Consider the following 16434-nt stretch of genomic DNA (forward strand, 5'->3'; position numbering starts at 1 on the left):
CTTCAGCCTCGCGGAGGATACTGATGATCTGTTCGTCGGAAAAACGCTTCTTCATGGGGATGTCCTCATGTGGCTTATGAAGACATTACTAACATCGTGGTGTATTAATCAACGGGGAGCAGGTCAGGATTACAAAACTAATAGTCCGTGCAGTTTTGGAAAGAAGATCATCATCAATAATTTGGTAACTCATAATCGCTGGGGTTACAGCCTGAACTGGGGCTGGCGTCGAGATCAGTTAGCTGATTTGGAAAGGATGCTATTTCTGCTGGACGGAAAACCGATCCCCGATAACCGGGGTGACATAACCACCAGACTCATGGAACATGTGCGTGATAACCCGAGCCAGCAGTCGTATGAAGATGGTTACTTCAGTATTCGATATTTCAAGAAGGGTACCGGGCACTTAACGTTTAAGCACCCAGAGCTAATCGACAAGATGAATGACATCATCGCAAAGCATTATCCCGGAATGTTGGCCGGAAGAAATTAATCCGGCAGACGACTAGTCTGTAAAAATAGTATAATCCCGACCCTTGGGCTCTTATCAAAAATGGGTTGAAATAGCTCGATTTTCGTACGGAATGGTGTTTGTGGGTACAAGTGTGGGTATAAGTATCTTGTGCCTAAAATAAATTACATTTATATCAGGTTGTTAGTTGTAATTGGCGAGTCCGGCCTTCGTACCATCTCTATGAAAATTCAGTCACCTTGCATATGGTTTTTTTATGAGCGAAATATTCTATTTATCTAAATATCAATAAGTAATAAACATCATCATTGATGCTTTCTATAATTCTCAACAGACCACAACTCAACTCTTAAACACCTGACTCTGATGCCATTAAATAAACCGATCCGCTGGCCAGTAAACTTTATCCTGCGGTAAATAAAGTTGTTTTCCGTCACGCTGCCAGAAAAGGTGATCCACAACCGGGCTGCGGTTTACGCCACCGGAAATACGGATAGTCATATGCTCATCTATTCCTATCGCTCCCATATCAAAGGCAGAATGATGAAGGGAACAAAGGGCCAGTCCGTTATTCACTTCGCACGGCCCGCCATATTGCTTCCAGCGGATATGCGCCGCCTCCAGTCCTACGAGTGCGCCATCCAGCCGCAAATCGTAGCCACAGATAGCACAGCGTGAGTGATAAGCCCGAAGAACAATCTCCCTGAAACGGGGATCACGCGCTTTCATCAGTGACGTAAAATCAAACCCCAGACGGTCTGCGAGAAGTATCTGGAGGCTTTCCGGGAAACGCTCTGTCATGATCTGTTGCGCCAGCTTGTTAATCATTTCCGGCGCTTCACGAAGGATCTGGTAGCTGCTTTCGTCAACCCCCCCCGAAACATGATTCTCAATCAGCTCACGTTTTGTCGGCTGGATATTGCCCTTGCGTGGCTTACAATCCTCAGTATTTTCCAGCGTCCAGAACCCGTCAGTCCTCAACCGCCAGAAAGGCATATTCGGATAGTAGTCGCGCCGTTTAGGGCCGAAGTCCGCCAGCAATTTTGTCAACGGCTCGTGGATCTCTTCCCCGTAGTCGAAGAGTCGGGAATGACCGTTCAGATATTGCGACAGAACATAGAGCAGCAGCAGAGGTTTATGCGGCGCACACTGGTCGCCGTTGCGCCAGACTGCCACATTGGAAATTGCTGTTTGCAGTGCTTTACATGGGGTCATAGCCGAAGGTTAACAGATTGAAGTTCTTGCGATCATGCTCGCAAAGAATAGGTAATTCAATGAAAGTCAGGTAAAAATAATCTGAGGTGTCACGAAAATATCGCGACCCCGGATCAACGGGATCGCGCGCGGGTTGTCACTGAATCTCAGCATCCCATAAGGCATTCCCTGTGCTCTGAAATTCTATCCACCAGCCAATTCACCCCACCATCATCAGCAATCTCCGCCAGCGGTACAGAAAACCCGATGCCTTTGATGCTCTTATCATCCGATAACTGGATCTTTGAATCAGTCTCAGGATATCCGTCATAGTTCCACCACAGGTCTTCGGCTGACGTGTAAGTAGCGTCATTGTTTACCGCAGAAAAGAGATACACAGTCAGATAGCTTTTAGCTTCTTCCACCGGGGTTTTCAATCCTGTGGCTGGCGGTTCGTCATCTTCACCGTATTGCAACACGCGCTGGTCACATTCCAGTTCGCTGTCTGTCACCAGTTTAAAGTCCAGCACATAATCGGTCGCTGCCATCGGCGTATTGGGTTGTTGCTGCTTACTGAACACAAATGAAACGTCCATCATCGGCAGGAAGTCCCATTTCCAGTTTTCCAGCGGATTTGCCCCGCGGCGCGGCGGCTTGTTGAAACTCCAGGTGTCCCACAGCAGAAATGATGCCTCCATTTTCTGCGCGACTTCGTTGATCATCGGGAGTATATGCTGGTAATACGCCCCGCAGATGCGGTGGGCTTGTCGGACCTGAGCAAAGGGATCGTGCATGATTATTGTTCCTTCAAAAATGAGAAATCAGTGGAGAGTGGCGTAGCTGCCAGAAATTGATGAAATTGCTGCCAGGGGAGCAAAGGTTCCCGGATGCCATAGAGCGCAAGTGCCTTCAGGCAATCAGCGACGATGCGTTTATCCTGTGGCGCTTCCCACTCTGCGTACTGGAAAACCTCCCGGACCCTGCGCCATTCCATGCCATGAAACTCGACCTGCGGGAACTGTGTTTTTAATTCCTGAAACCAGTTCTCTGTAGTGGCAGGCAAATTACCCAGCGCCAGAAAATGAACGCTTTCTTTGGCGTTGTCATCTGCCAGATAGGTGTAGAGCTCTTTCCGCCATTGCTGTAGATATTGCCTGCCGCCAGCCGGTGGTTTGACTTCAATGATCAGCGCCGTATGCTCAAAAGTGATCACGAGATCGGGTTCGGCAAATCGTTCGTCTCCTGAAAGAAAGGGTTGCATCTTCTCATCAGCCGGATCAGGGAAAACATATTTGGGCCAGAAGGTGATGGATTCAAATTTTCCCCAACTGTCCCGGTTAATTCCCAGCATCGCTGAAAAAAACTGATCCATTGCTGCCGGGGATAAATAGCTAACGCGGCTCCAGATTGCTGCTGTGAGTAAATCTTCATAAGACTGAAAAACGGTTCGCCAGCTTTGTGGTTCACTGCCATTGAGCATTATCCTGCCCGCTTTTCCTTCCAGAATGGCATTTAGCATTTGGCACTCCTTTGTTAATTAAATTTGTTATTTTTCTTATCCCGGATCCTGCCCAGTTTCATCGTCACCGTTTTTGACATTACATCCAGATTATCCTCCCGTAGTCCCGGCACCACGTTGTAGCCTGCCAGCGCGAACGGTTATCAGGCGTGGCAGCGGTGCGAGCTTTGTCGGCGAGAAGGTGCTGCCGATGGGTTCTTCCGTATTCTTCAGAATAAAATCCGTGTTAAGCGTCGTTCCGGCTATACCCATTGTGTCCCGGACTGACTGAGCGTCAGCGGTTCGGTCAGTTCGGGAATATCATCATCAATCTTCTGCCGCAGTTTGGCCATCATCAGCGAAAAGCCTTGAAACAACCGTTCGACGGAGTCATCGCGCGGAACCGGACTGCCGTCTAACCCCAGGGCGCGCCCCAGTTCCGGGAATTCTTTCGCAAACTCCAGCCCGGCTTCCTTCAGGTAGCGCATTTCGCCGTCAAAATATTTTAAGAAATCGTCTTCCATTACTGCGTTTTCCCAAGCTGGAGCCGGTTGTCATTGAGCTCAACAATCCGGTCCTTGCTGTCATCGAGGTCGCTGCTTTCCAGAACCAGCCGCCAGGTGTTGTTTGTGACATCCGGTGCCATAAAGAGGGCAACCACGGCGACAAACTGTGCGTCGGCATGCAGCGGCACGGCCACCGTCGCCTCTGCGTCCGGCATTACCTGGACAATCTGCCGGTCGAGCAGGTCAGCGGCCAGCACGGTGTTGTCCTGCCTGAGCAGGGAAGCGTAGCTGGCGGTATCAAAAGTTTTACGGTCTTTGAGCTGATAAACGCGCACCACCGTCGGCAGCGCCTCGCCGCCTTCGTTGTTGTTGAGCGCGGCGCGGGAGGTCAGCGTCAGGTGCAAAGTGTCTATTTTACGGTAGATTACGGCATCTGCGACCGCAGAGGCGCCGTTGCCCACGCGCTGCGTCAGGCCGCAGCTGTTTATCAGCAAGGGCAGTAATAACAGCGCGGTGCCGCGTCTTAGTCGCTGGAAATTATTGGGCGTCATGGCGTGTTGTGTCCTCCGCATTGTCCGTGGCCAGGCCCGGAGAGGTAAATATTTGGGCCGGCAGCTTAAAGCGTCGCAGGGTAAGCAGCTCCAGCGGGCCGCCGCCGCTTTGGGTACGTAAGACCACGTTCAGCGTCTCTTTGGTGGCGGTTTGCCAGCTCAGGCGATAGCGGCTGCTGTCGAGCTGTTCAACCTGCGCCTTATCGAGTAAACGCAGCCAGGCCCAGCCGCCGTCCGCCTGAAAATAGTTCTGGAAGGCGTCGGCGCTTTTCCCCGATGCCGCGACCGGTGAGTACGTCAGGGACACCTGCGGGTGATCGCTGGCGGCGTCTGGCCAGCGGAACGTCTGCCAGCCCGGCAGTTGGTTAAAGTACTTCAGGACAGCGTCATCAATCTGCAGGTCGGTTTCGACCACGTTGCGGGTCGGGCGGATCTGCAGCTCAAAGGTCACGCCGGGTTTACCCTGCGGGAAGACGCGGCGGCCAAGCTGGCTCAGCGGGTTAACCGCGCTGAGGAAGTCCGGATTGATGTGCATTCCCTGAGTGTTGAGCGGGTCAGGCACCCAGCTGTCACCCTGTTTTTCCAGCACGCCGGCCAGTTACCGGGTAATAAACTGGTCAATCAGGCCGGTATCCGGCGTCAGATAGTGAGCCAGCTGGGTGAAATCTGCGTCATTTTTGGTGTTATCGAACGGGTAGCGTCCGGTAAATTCCGCCTGCCACGGGTTCTGCACCTGAACCTGCCAGGCGCTGTTGATCCCCTGCTGTGCCGGAGTCATCACGCCGTTCCACGCCTGTTCCAGCGGCTGGACAAACGCGGCGTCGGCAAAGCTGCTCCATTCGCCACCCAGGCTGGCTGCCAGAAGCTGCGCGTAGCGACGGCCCTGCGACAGCGTGGTGTCACCGTTGCTGAAGGCGGATCTGACCAGGCTTTGTGCCATCGCCTGCGGGTCCGAGGCATTGGCCACCTGCAGCAGCTGCAGTCGCGTTTGTGACACCTGCAGCAAATAGTTGCTGACGGTAACGCCGGAGGTGTTTTGTGCGGCCTGCGTTTCACCTGCCGCCGGGCTCTCCGGCGGTAACACGGCCAGCAGCGGGGCGAAGGTCTCGCCCAGCACGCGGGTCGGGTCATTGTGGCCGCCGGCGAAACCGGCGTCCGGCGTAGTTTTCGACACCAGTTTTTGCGCCGATTTCAGCAGGGAGTCCCCCATCGCTTCGCGGTGCTGACCGGCCGCGCCCTGATAACGCAGGGTGCGGCTCAGGGCCAGCAGCGGCGACTGGCGGGCATCGGCCAGCTGGGTCAGCTGATCGAGGGAGGTGCTCAGCGAGTCGCTGGTGTTCCAGCGGATGCTGTTGAGGAAATTGAGCCAGGCGCTGGTGTAATCGGCAAAGTAGCGCTCGGTCAGGCGGTACTGCAGCTGGTCTTTGGTCAGCAGCTGTTGCTCACCTTTATCATCCAGCACCCGGTCGGTGGTGACGTGGCGTGCCGCAGCCGCTTTATCAATCGCGTCGCTGACCTCTCCCTCCCAGGCTTCACGGGTGAACATGCCGGGCAGGGTGTCATCGGTGGAGAACAGCTGACCGCCGGCGGACTCCCCAAGCAGGCTGTCGAGCGTGACGTCGGCATAGTGCGGCGACACGCTCAGCAACACCTGCTGATACAGCGCGTTTTCGCTGTTGCTGATGCCTTTCTGGCTGCGCAGGATGGTGCGCACGTTGGCCACCAGCAGATCATCGGCAGGCAGCTTCCACTGCGGATGGCGCGGCAGCTGCTGCAGGTAAAAGCCGAGCAGTTTGTCCGAACGGGCCAGCCATTCTCCCGGCGCCACGCCGCCCGGCGACGTCCACAGAGGAGACAGCACCGGCTGCATAAAGGCCGGATCGGCGTGTTCAGGATACAGCAGCATCAGGTAGGCTTTCAGTTGCTGATAGGCCATTTTTCCGGCCAGACGTCGTTCGGCAGAGCCCGGCGGCAGGGACACAAACGCCTGCAGCCGGTCTTTTAGCGCGTTTACCACCGGCGTTATCAGCAAAGCCTGACTTTGCCGGGTATAGGCGGGCCACAGTGCGTTGATCACCGCATCACGCTGATCGAGGCCGAAGCGGTGCAGCCACGGCGAGCCGTTTTGCTGCCACCACAGCAGGCGGTCAATGTGGTCCTGCAGGGCCACGCTGCGGGTCAGCGTGTCGGACATCGGGGCCGGCGTGCGGGCCGCCTGCAACAGCGCCTGGCTGTCGGCGATAAGCGTGCGGTTGGTACAGGCAGATATTCCCATGCCGAGTACCCACAGTCCCGCCAGCGTCAGCGTGCCGATGGCCAGTTTGTCACCGGTGGACAGGTGGTCGCGGCGACCCTGCTGTATCCGGCTTTGCGCGATAACGCCGTTCCAGGCGGGGGACAAATAGCAGGCGTGGGAGCGTTGCTGGACAGAAGCCGGTTCAGGGGCAGCAGGCATAAAGAAGATGCCGCTGGCCAGCACGCGCTGATGCTCACCGGGCCACGGCTGAAAACGCTGCCTGAGCAACGCGCCGGTGTGGTGTTTCAGATCCCCTGACAGCTGCAGCAGCCAGGCCCAGCGTTTGTTCTCGTTCAGCTGCGCAATGCCCTGCGGGATGAGCGTGGCGGCAAGCTGACTGAGCTGGTCATCAAGTGAGACCGGCGTGCCCGCCGGCCAGTGACAGCCGATACTCTGCACCGGACGGTCGTCCTGTTCCCACTGCGGCTCACTCAGACACACGCCAAACACCGGCGGACGCCAGCTGAGGGTGCGCCCGAGCGCGATAAACTGACGATAGACGGCGTCGCTGTTGCCCGTTGGCAGCGTCTGATTAGGCACCGGCTGCGGGGTCCACAGGTATTGTGGTTCAGCCGTCACATCGGTGACCCACAGCACGGCGTTAAAGGCGCGGCGCCCGCGCATGTCGCGCAGCTGCGTGACGGCGGCTACATCCAGCGCGTCAGCCTCGCCACACCAGATAAGGACGGCGTTCTGGCTTTCCAGCCAGCGCGCCTGCGTCAGGCCGGGGGCGACTTTTTCCACCACATCCGCCTCACCGGTGACCAAAAGCCACGGCTGCTTGTGCTTCCAGTGCCAGCCATCGCGGTGACGCAGGGTGAAACGCAGGGTATCAAACGCCGTGATGCGCGCGTCGTCCTGTGCCTCGGGCGGGCGGTTAAAATCGAGCAGTTCCAGGGCAAAAGCGTAGCGGGTCAGCAGAAGATAGCTCAGCAGGATAACGCCGGTTGCCCACCAGGCCACGCCGTGGGTGAGGGTTTCTCCGTCGGCGTTCAGCCACAGAAGGCTCAGGGCCAGGGCGAGCATCACCACCAGCATCAGGTGAAGGCTTTTAGTCATGACGTTGTTGTTCCAGCAGGTGCCATTCCACATCGAGCCGCTTACGCCATAAACGCAGTGCCAGAGGGACAGAGAAACTCAGTAAGGCGGCGACCACCACCAGTCCGCCGCCCAGCCAGGGCAGCATGCCCACCTGCGTATCACGATCGGCGGGGAGTAATATCAGGGCCAGCATCACGGCCACGATCCCCGCCAGATAGGCCAGCGGATAGCGTGAAATCGTATCGACAGGCATGTTCACGGGCGCAGCAGGCTGGGTGCTGAGCTGAACCAGGCTGATGGACTCCTCAGACTGTGCGGCGACCAGTTGGCCGCGCTGGCCTAAATCGCATCCCTGCGCCGCGAGGCACAGGGCAAGCCAGAAGGAGGCCGGACTCGCAGGGCCTAACAACAGGCACAGATCGTGACGCCCCTGTGCCGGCAGCATCACGTTGTGTTCATCCAGCAGAGCCAGCAGGGCGCCGCGCTCGCGGCTGTGCAGCCCGGCATCCCACAGATGGCTCAGACGTTTGGCCTCGGTTTGGCCGGCGGTCAGAAATCGCGGGAAGTCCGCATCGAGGTCGTGCGACTGTGTCACCAGCGGGCGGAACAGGTATACCGGTCGGAAAGGCGGGGCTTTTATCACCGGCCCGGAAGACCTCAGGAAGAGCAGGGCAGAGCTGCTGGCACTGGCCTGGCTTTTACCGTCAAGCAAATGCAGGGCAATCACCAGACGCGGAGCGGAAATGTCTTCATCACACCAACTGTCCAGCAAGGCCGCGTCCGGTGCATCTTTCTGCCAGTGGATGTTCTCCGTGGGCAGGCGTTTTTTTAATTTGGCAGACCAGTACTGTTCGACCGCGTTTGTGGCTTGTTCTTTCGGCGTATTTGCATACAACCATATTTCGATAGAGGACTGCGCGCGCAACGTCTCTGACAGTGGTTCGAGCGTCTGGGAGAGAATATCTTTCAATGGAGATTCGCCCAACTGCAAGGGTTGAACGGGGACGATCTCTCCCGGTTTCGCAGGAGCCTGCGGATGCAGTCCATCCAAACCCAGCGTACGGCTGGCGATATCCGGTTCCGGCGTCAGACAGTGGAATGCCACCAGCCGCAGAGACCTGCGTCCCCAGTGCTGCCAGTGGGCATACTTACGGTCAATAAACAGATGCCGCCAGTCAGTCTGACGACGTGCCTGCAATGCCGCACTGAGCACAAAGGCCATCACTGCGCTGGAAACCAACACCGGCAACAGTAACAGCCAGAACCAGAACCGCAGGTTGGTAAACCCCCGCTGAACCGGCCAGGTGAAAAACAGTGCGATGGCTGCCAGTGCAATACTGGCTGCCGGTACCGCTAACCACCACCACCAGCCAGGAAATTTGGGTAAGGCGTGGCGGGCCATCTGCGGAAGATGCCAGTTCATCATTGTGCTCCGGCGTTCGGCAGGGTTGTTTTGAGAGTGCAACCACACTGCGCAACACAACCGTCAACAATCACAGCTTTGCCGTTCATTTTCCAGGTCGGATGCCCCTGATTCACCGGCACGGTGCCATGTTGAGAACAGCTGACGGTATCACCGGCTAACATCACCGGTTTCCCCTCAAAGATGGCACCTGACGCTGAGCTGACGTTGCCACCGTGCGTATGGGGATCGCCTAAGCGAATGACACCTTTCATAAGACAGTCCTTTATCTTTAATAAAGATCAGATTCAATCTGGGAATCAGTAAATATGGAACCTAAGTAAGCCAGTCCATATTTAGCTGCTAATTTATTAGCCGTAAGTTTTGCTTCTATGAGATCGTCATGTGAAAGCTCTTTTCTGACTTTCTCTTTCTGAGGAACTCTTTGTTCATTCAAGTAATTCGCCAACGAATACCAGGCATAAGCAGTTTTACTGTCCTTTGCCACTCCGGTACCATTATAATAAATGTCACCTAAGGACATTCTGGCCTGCAATGCGCTATCACAGTAGGTAACACTATGGCCATCATGATGACGACACTTTGAGGCTTTCAGATACCAATCTATGGCCTTCAGGTCATCTTTCTTCACATACAAACCGTTGTAATACATATTTCCGAGATTAAGATTCGAGGGGGACGGGTCATCGTTGTCAATGGAGTTTGCTGATTTCAGATACCAGTTATAGGCAGCCTCATAATTGATTGGTGTGCCACGGCCAAGATAATTAGCATTCCCGAGATTAAATTGCGCAGCTGCGTCGTTAAACTTGGCCGCCTGCTCGTAAAGTTCGAATGCCTTTGCGTAATTGGGATAAGTGCTGGTGTAAAAATCATTACCTTGTTTTACAAGGGATGCACCATCCGATTTAAAATTTTGGCTCTCCATATTTGTTAAGTACATGTCGCCTGTTTTTGATTGTTTTTCTTTTAATACACTTTCCTGAGGCGCATTTGAACTGCGTTTAGCTGAATGGTAAATATCAACTGGAAGCATAAAAGTATCAGCGACAAAAGAAAGAGGCAGATCAATCAGCGCTAAAGGAAAAAGAGGGGAAGGTATGACAGCAATGTCGTAAGCAGCTCCAGGATAGACTGCAGGCGGCGTTGCTCCAAGGTTAGTATTGCGTGCGATAACAGATGCACAACCGTTTATTAGCAGTGAATTTATCATCACAAAAAATAGTAATGCCAACTTCGAACGATTCATTAATCTTTATCCCGGTTAGCGTACGTGGTAGTTACCGTCTGCGGGAGGTTATTGGATATTTTCTCTACACCAAAAACAGCTGACTGGAATCCTGCCATGTATAGAATGACCAATGGGGTATCAATTTTTTGTTCTGTCATATAATTCTGTGTGCCAGCACTGACACTGTACTTAGCATTTTTGTCTGAAGGCATAAGAAGTCCGAGGCCTTTTATCATGACTGTACACTCAGAATAATTCTCATCTTTAAGCGCTTGCTTGGACGGGATTACCACTGGCAAAAACTCGGGGGACTGCTGTTCTGACATCATTAACGCCAGATACTCGCCACTGGTCTGTTTCTGAATGTAGAAATCTGCCACATTTTCAAACTTATAACTCCCCTGAATATCTGGACAGGCTTGCACAGATTGCAAGGACGAGGCATTACAACCCGCCAAAAGTAATCCTATCAAGGGCAGCGCACGCTTCCATTTTTCGAAATTCATTTAGTTCCCTCTTATACGACTCTAAAAATGTTATTTTTTACCTAATGCATCGATGCCTTTAGCGGGAAGCGAGCTTCCTGTTTTACTCACACCCATCACGCCATCACGCCATCACGCCATCAGGCGAATCTTGATTTCATTTACAGCTTTCATTCCGTTGTAATTCCTAAATTCGGATTACATTGCATATGATCCCAGCCGGTATAATTTTTGACTTCGGGCACTTTATTGGGGATACCCTGAAAATTTCTTCTATAGGTGTCTGTAGTCCAATGATTAGGGCCAGCAAAAGAGTTCCATGACGAATACTCTGTTCCCCATTTACCTCCACCATAACCTGGACGCATATGGTTGGTTTGCAACACTCCGCGTCTTGTCGTGAAGGAATAGTCAATCCCACTTCCTCCAGGCTCAAGACGTGGGTCATCAAAGGGTTTGGAACTCATGTAAATATCACCAGCTTTTGTCAGCATAAATCCCTGATCGTGGACTACTGTGAACGATTCAATTTCCTCACGTTGCGGATGGTCGTCTTTGTATCTTACAGCCCCCCCTCCAGGTGAAAAACTTGCACCATCCCACGTACGTCCATAGTCTTTTGAAATGGCAAACCCGCCTCCTTCATATGAGGTAATTGCAATATAGCGTTCAGAAGGATGAACAAATTTCTTGGTGAAAATCCGGTACCCATCTGAAACATCATAAATCTGATGTTGGATACCTCGTTGAGTATCGATATACCGTAATCCCCCCTGACAGTTGAATCCTGTCAGTTCCAGATAACGATGATCATCAAATCGATAGACAACTTGCGTTGGAGGGGACTGAGGCGCTGCCCGGCATGCTCCGATGTTAATTACCAGAATAAGCATTCCCGCCATTTTAAACGTTTGCATATATCTTCCCTGTCAGACCTGAGGTTTGGGCATATCCCACTGCAAAAGCTGAACCGTTGTATTTTCCATATCACGATGATTGCCAGGCTTAACCATCTGGCGGGAACCATAGTCGTTAGTCACTCCGAATTCTTCCCCAAGCGGCATACCTTTTTCTCGCTCTGGTTTATTCATGAATTGCTTAATATGTTCATAAGGAAGAAGGCCTTTTTGGTAATAATTTTTTTCATCAGAAATAGGATTTTCTGCTCTTCGCCAATCAGCACGTAAAAGCAACCTCTCCCAAAACTCCTGGTTTTCAAATGCCTCACATTGTCCGATCGCTAAGTCGTAGACCATTGCATGGGACGGGGCTTTATCACTGGCGACAATCGATGAATGCTGGCTGTAGGAAACATCCATTTGCACCGCAGCAGTTAACTCATCATTTGTCATTTCCCGCTGGAGAATAAGCTGCTGAAATGAGTCTCTGTGTCCAGACACTAGTCCTGAAACAAACTTTTTAGGGGCATACGTGGCATTCAGCTCCTCCAGCTGTTCCGGACTTAGAACGCTCCCGTTTGACCTCATCCCATAAAAGAGCGGGCTATTGGGTACATCAACCGTTTCCGGGATAAACTTCTCCGCTTTCATTGCTGCTTTGGCTATCTCAGGGTCGTTACCGGCCATTTTGGCTTTATAGTTATCTTTACCCTGCGCCATTAGTGCAAACTGAAACGGCTCAGGTAGTACCGGCGCGTTGATAGTGACGTCGGTAAAGGAATAGCCAGTATCTTTAGAATCATCAGCCTGACGTGATGGCATTGTGTAATGGAACCCCGTTTTGTCACCGACCCAAACATCTTTGCAGAAGACACGTTGATAGAGATTATCGCCCAGCTGTGCCTTAATTTTGTCCGGAATACCTCTCCAGCCAAACCCCTGAATCGGTGACATGGATACCACCTGGTCATTAGGGCAAAAATAGTTATAAACACGACCGAAGTTATTGCGGTTATAAAGGGCACTTTCCCAGATAGTTTCTTTTGCCTTTTTAGCCAGGCAGCCTGTATCCATTATTTTTTGAATATAGGCACTGTCATGTGAAAGGGTGCTCTGCGGTGCGTTTGGATTCTTCGCCATCAATTTGCAGAAATGAGCAAAGGTCTTTTGTCGCGCATCACTGGTTTGCTGGTTACCTGGCATAAAGTTTTCCAGCCAGCGATTTTCCAGTGCATAAGGGGAGTGATTAAGGATTACACAGTCAGCGGTAGGATATCCTTCAGCTTCAACCCACATATTGGCCAACATGGTGATAATCGTCCCCTGACTGTGAGCGACGATATTGATGGTGTCGGATTGTGTATCCTGATTTCGGCGAATATCCAATATCAAATCCGCCAGCCGTCGTGCTGCATAGGCCTGATAAATGCGGTGCGGGTTCTGATAGATTGGATGGCTCCAGTCCTTATTGTTCAAATTGAACGTTTCAGTACGCGACATCAGTTTCCCAATCATGGCCAGTATCGGCCCTGCGGCTCCCGGACCAAACATATCCGGGATATTGGTGGTGGCGTTCGCAAACGTACCGCCACCTTTAGCGGATAAAGGATCCAGCCAGTTATTCAGATTGTCGATTTTGGCATTGTTATGCGCATTCAACTTTTTCGTGTCGTTTTCACGGTAGGTATCGTAGGGTAAGTCTGCGTCATTACCCTTTTTTAGCAGCTCGGATTTATAGCGTTTCTGGTCTTGCACAAATGCATCATGATCGACCGGCTTATATCCCCAGTAAAAAGGGATCACCGGTGAACGGTTAACGACACCAACACATGTCTGATCCTGCACTGCACAGGTTTCTGTTGTGATGTTTCCGTCTGCGTCGGAAATCATAAAATCATGCTGTTTCCACTCATGATGATGCATATCAGTGCGGCCAAGGCGCGTGTTAAGTCCGGCACAAACACCGACGTCCTGATTTTCGTAGGCTTCGCCTACGTCATTGACCCCGTGAACCAAAATAACAATGCAGGGCAGCGGAGGCTGTACACCGCACTCCTGTATCAGTGCCTTCCCGGATGTGACAGGACGACAAATATCACCTTCTGAAAGAAGCTTTGGATTACGAATGTTAGAGCATGAATCAGCCATTATCTCACTCCCTTGATCAACTCAATGGCGACATTTTCCAGTTCGCTCATTTGCAACAGAGAGGACTCACCGTTTGCATCGGTTATACCCTCAGAGACAGAGCCATCCTGGCGATGAACCCGGAACTTTTGGTTCTTGAGAACATGCGATGGGTCACCATTGATATGTAGTTTGTACTTCACACCAAAGTCCCCCTGATTAAAGGTTGGCATCGCCTGCTTCACGCTGTCCCCACCCTGATACTCCAGTACCGGCGATTTTTGGGTTATGCGGGTCGGTGCCAGTTCTTCGATCACCCCGTCTTTAATGCGGATCCCCGCCCCGCCACACATCAGCAACAGCTCTTTTTTTGCGTTCAGCACAATGCGGCCGTTAGTACTGGTGATCTGCATGTCTTCAAAAGAGGTCAGTTCCATCTGGTCTTTTTGCGCCTGAAGCTGCACCTTTCCTGCCGCGGCAATGAGCTTGATGCCTAACTTGTTCGCAAATACGGAGAACAGTTCACCGGCGGCGACCGAGAAACGACGGAATACGCTGAAACTGGCATCCTGGCCAGCAGTGGCTACCAGATTCTTACCGGCAGTTTGTTGGATCGTTTTCGGCGTGGTGTGCGCAATTCCGGCATCGCCGTAAACGACGACACCGGGCTGAGCGAGTTTGGTGAGGTCTGTCTTGAGCAACTCCTGATCGGTGGTTTCTGCCGGAGACGCCTGAGCGATATCGGCGCTACTCTTCAGGGTTTTGGCCAGAGCCAGGGCTTTTTCAAGCTGGGCAATGGCGGTATCCATATCCAGCTGCTGCCCCTGAGCACTGTTCTTCGGCTCGGTAGAAAGCAGAATGCCCTTGCCGCCACGAACGGCAACATAGGCATCGGTACGCAATTCTGCGCCTTCACCGCGTTGTTTTCTGGCACTGTCCACCAGGTGTCCCAGACTGAGCTGGCTCTTACCAGAGTGTACTGTACTGATTTTTATATGTTCTTTGCCTCGTGAATCATCAAGTCTTAACTTATTTCCAGAAGGCGTGCGGATAACGTTCCGCTTGTAGTTCGGTAACGCCACAGGGTCCGGATGCCGTGAATCGTGCAGCGCATAAGCAATGTACGGCCGGTCAACGTCGCCGTTCTCGAAGGCAATCGCCACGCCGGTGGAGTCCAGCAGCGGCATATGGAAGCCGCAGGTATCCCCGGAATAGGGTTTTGCCAGACGCAGCCAGCAGCTCTCAAAGCCTTTCTGCCATTCGGTGCGGTCGAAACCAAACCGGGCGCGGTACAAACCGTCGGCGTTGATATGGGCATAAGGTTCATCCGGATGTGCGCTGGAGATACGGGCAGGCAGCGTGCCGGTGACGGTCGGCCACGGCAGCAGAGCGGGGCGATACGGATGCCGGGTATTGCGTGGCACGGCGGTGAAGGTGACAAAATACGCCGTGTCGCGGGCGACGTTGGTAGAGTTCGTGGAAACTATCAGCAGGCCGTCCGGCGCTTCCGGCCAGTCTTTACCGGGCGTGGTGATGACCATCCCCGGACGCAGCGTCATGCAGTTGGACTTGCCCCCGAAGGTGATTTGTTCGCTCAGATAACGCTCCTGACGGCGTCTGGCGTACCACATCCCCTGACCGGGCTCGTTGCTGTATTCCTTGCCCGGCTCAGGATAGGACTCACCCCAGCGGTAATCTTCGGCAACCAGCGCCGTGTAATCCGGATTGGTGGTCGTCGTGGCGGTCATATCGCTTTGCGCGGCCGGATAGTAATCGTCGTTAACCGTCACCGATTTCGGGATGGCCTTGCGGCTGACCGACATCTCCCAGACCGACTCCTGGCCGCCGTCGAACAGGCCCGCCGGATTACGGAACGGGATGGCGACCGGTTCCGGCCAGGCGTAAGAATGGTCGGCCAGCACCATGACGTCGCAGTTGTTCTCTTCATCGTATTCAAAGAAGTACGAGATGCCGCTGTCGGCCAGGCGGCGCGCGATGTGCGCGTATTCGCTTTCGCCGAACTGCATCATGAATTTTTTCAGCGGGTACTGTTCATTAAGCGCAAACCGGAAATCCAGCCGGTCCATGTAGTAACGCAGGAAGGTGTTTTCGGTCATGCTGATGACGCTGTCGTTCTGGTAAATCGCGTTATTGCTGCCCTGATTTAACCGGGTGACGCGGTGTTCCAGCGTGGCGACGTAGCGGGTCTCATCGGCGGAGGTGCCGCACTGGCGGAACTGGGTAATGACGCCGGGGATAATGCGTGGTTTAACCGGCTCCCACGGCTTACCGTCGGGGTACATCAGGAGCAGGGCGGAATAGTTGATGATGTGCTGAGCGGGAATGTCTTTCACCGCACTGGTGAACGCAATTTCATAGCGCAGGATATCGCTGATGGCCTCGCTGCCGCTGAACCTGAGCACCGAAATATCAACGCCGGGCTGCCGGGATTCCAGCCGTTTAAGTCTTAACTGGTAATGGTTGTGGACCGGTAATTTACTGCCAGCAAGAATGTAATCTTGGATACTCATCGTTTAAGTCCTTTTAACGCTCATGGGCGTGAATACCCCAAAACCGATATGTGCTGACTGGGCTAATTAATAATATATTGATGGTGTGAATATATTAATATACTGACTTTCGCTGGAAAAATAGCAGTCCAACAGTATGTCGGCGAGTTCCGCTCCGGAAATGAAAGCTAGCATAAATCA

General features: G+C 53.0%; 14 protein-coding genes and 2 pseudogenes. 1 reads left to right on the forward strand and 15 read right to left on the reverse strand.

All coding sequences use genetic code 11. The features are described from left to right. The coding region (locus J1781_RS13770) for a DUF4942 domain-containing protein (RefSeq protein ID WP_217233759.1) at positions 1-493 on the forward strand (493 nt) is incomplete at its 5' end. Between the two features lie 351 nt (positions 494-844). On the opposite strand, the gene J1781_RS13775 is transcribed toward J1781_RS13770, so the two are convergent. The 15 genes and pseudogenes from J1781_RS13775 to J1781_RS13840 form a co-directional block, all read right to left on the reverse strand. Continuing rightward, positions 845-1687, reverse strand: a complete 843-nt coding sequence (locus J1781_RS13775) for a phosphorothioated DNA-binding restriction endonuclease (RefSeq protein WP_217233760.1) — start codon at positions 1685-1687, stop codon at positions 845-847. A gap of 146 nt (positions 1688-1833) precedes the next feature. After that, on the reverse strand, positions 1834-2460 hold the full coding sequence (locus J1781_RS13780; protein WP_217233761.1) for a PM0109 family protein: 627 nt from the start codon (positions 2458-2460) through the stop codon (positions 1834-1836). Between the two features lie 2 nt (positions 2461-2462). Then, a complete protein-coding gene (locus J1781_RS13785) occupies positions 2463-3185 on the reverse strand; it encodes a hypothetical protein (protein WP_217233762.1) in 723 nt (240 codons plus the stop codon). A 14-nt stretch (positions 3186-3199) separates the two neighbouring features. Further along, positions 3200-3359 (reverse strand): annotated as a pseudogene (locus J1781_RS13790) (type VI secretion system baseplate subunit TssG); the annotation flags it as partial. Between the two features lie 68 nt (positions 3360-3427). After that, positions 3428-3688, reverse strand: coding sequence for a type VI secretion system baseplate subunit TssF (locus tag J1781_RS13795; RefSeq protein WP_238483541.1), 261 nt, complete (start codon positions 3686-3688; stop codon positions 3428-3430). Continuing rightward, positions 3688-4221 (reverse strand): type VI secretion system lipoprotein TssJ, encoded by a 534-nt coding sequence (gene tssJ / locus J1781_RS13800; RefSeq protein ID WP_217233763.1) that lies wholly within the window; start codon positions 4219-4221, stop codon positions 3688-3690. The genes J1781_RS13795 and tssJ overlap by 1 nt, the downstream gene beginning before the upstream one ends. Then, positions 4208-4672 carry a type VI secretion IcmF C-terminal domain-containing protein gene (locus tag J1781_RS26195; RefSeq protein ID WP_331252981.1) on the reverse strand — a complete coding sequence of 155 codons (465 nt, stop codon included), beginning with the start codon at positions 4670-4672 and terminating at the stop codon, positions 4208-4210. Before J1781_RS26195 ends, tssJ begins: the two co-directional genes overlap by 14 nt. 18 nt (positions 4673-4690) lie before the next feature. Beyond that, a pseudogene (locus J1781_RS13805) lies at positions 4691-7609 on the reverse strand (ImcF-related family protein); the annotation flags it as partial. Continuing rightward, positions 7569-8984 (reverse strand): KPHS_23130 family T6SS system protein, encoded by a 1416-nt coding sequence (locus J1781_RS13810; RefSeq protein WP_238483543.1) that lies wholly within the window; start codon positions 8982-8984, stop codon positions 7569-7571. The pseudogene J1781_RS13805 and the gene J1781_RS13810, both read right to left, overlap by 41 nt. Next, the gene (locus tag J1781_RS13815; RefSeq protein WP_217233764.1) at positions 8981-9235 is read right to left on the reverse strand and encodes a PAAR domain-containing protein; all 255 of its coding nucleotides are present in this window, start codon (positions 9233-9235) and stop codon (positions 8981-8983) included. The genes J1781_RS13810 and J1781_RS13815 overlap by 4 nt, the downstream gene beginning before the upstream one ends. Before the next feature lie 17 nt (positions 9236-9252). Continuing rightward, complete coding sequence (locus J1781_RS13820; protein WP_217233765.1) at positions 9253-10230, reverse strand: YceK/YidQ family lipoprotein; 978 nt, start codon at positions 10228-10230, stop codon at positions 9253-9255. Further along, positions 10230-10718 (reverse strand): hypothetical protein, encoded by a 489-nt coding sequence (locus J1781_RS13825; protein ID WP_217233766.1) that lies wholly within the window; start codon positions 10716-10718, stop codon positions 10230-10232. Before J1781_RS13825 ends, J1781_RS13820 begins: the two co-directional genes overlap by 1 nt. Positions 10719-10867: 149 nt before the next feature. After that, on the reverse strand, positions 10868-11614 hold the full coding sequence (locus J1781_RS13830) for a T6SS immunity protein Tli3 family protein (RefSeq protein WP_217233767.1): 747 nt from the start codon (positions 11612-11614) through the stop codon (positions 10868-10870). Positions 11615-11626: 12 nt separating this feature from the next. Continuing rightward, a complete protein-coding gene (locus J1781_RS13835; protein WP_217233768.1) occupies positions 11627-13744 on the reverse strand; it encodes a Tle3 family T6SS lipase effector in 2118 nt (705 codons plus the stop codon). Continuing rightward, positions 13744-16254: a DUF2345 domain-containing protein gene (locus J1781_RS13840; protein WP_217233769.1), complete on the reverse strand. Its 2511-nt coding sequence runs from the start codon at positions 16252-16254 to the stop codon at positions 13744-13746. Before J1781_RS13840 ends, J1781_RS13835 begins: the two co-directional genes overlap by 1 nt. Positions 16255-16434: the final 180 nt, after the last annotated feature.

The organism is Rahnella perminowiae (assembly GCF_019049695.1).
In the GTDB taxonomy this organism is placed as follows: domain Bacteria; phylum Pseudomonadota; class Gammaproteobacteria; order Enterobacterales; family Enterobacteriaceae; genus Rahnella; species Rahnella perminowiae.

Bases quoted from the DNA above. Each gene is read 5' to 3' on its own strand.
- J1781_RS13820 (WP_217233765.1), bottom strand. From the start codon at position 10,230: ATGAATCGTTCGAAGTTGGCATTACTATTTTTTGTGATGATAAATTCA.
- J1781_RS13780 (WP_217233761.1), bottom strand. From the start codon at position 2,460: ATGCACGATCCCTTTGCTCAGGTCCGACAAGCCCACCGCATCTGCGGG.
- J1781_RS13825 (WP_217233766.1), bottom strand. From the start codon at position 10,718: ATGAATTTCGAAAAATGGAAGCGTGCGCTGCCCTTGATAGGATTACTT.
- J1781_RS13835 (WP_217233768.1), bottom strand. From the start codon at position 13,744: ATGGCTGATTCATGCTCTAACATTCGTAATCCAAAGCTTCTTTCAGAA.
- J1781_RS13795 (WP_238483541.1), bottom strand. From the start codon at position 3,688: ATGGAAGACGATTTCTTAAAATATTTTGACGGCGAAATGCGCTACCTG.
- J1781_RS13785 (WP_217233762.1), bottom strand. From the start codon at position 3,185: ATGCTAAATGCCATTCTGGAAGGAAAAGCGGGCAGGATAATGCTCAAT.
- J1781_RS13810 (WP_238483543.1), bottom strand. From the start codon at position 8,984: ATGATGAACTGGCATCTTCCGCAGATGGCCCGCCACGCCTTACCCAAA.
- tssJ (WP_217233763.1), bottom strand. From the start codon at position 4,221: ATGACGCCCAATAATTTCCAGCGACTAAGACGCGGCACCGCGCTGTTA.
- J1781_RS13830 (WP_217233767.1), bottom strand. From the start codon at position 11,614: ATGCAAACGTTTAAAATGGCGGGAATGCTTATTCTGGTAATTAACATC.
- J1781_RS13775 (WP_217233760.1), bottom strand. From the start codon at position 1,687: ATGACCCCATGTAAAGCACTGCAAACAGCAATTTCCAATGTGGCAGTC.
- J1781_RS13840 (WP_217233769.1), bottom strand. From the start codon at position 16,254: ATGAGTATCCAAGATTACATTCTTGCTGGCAGTAAATTACCGGTCCAC.
- J1781_RS13815 (WP_217233764.1), bottom strand. From the start codon at position 9,235: ATGAAAGGTGTCATTCGCTTAGGCGATCCCCATACGCACGGTGGCAAC.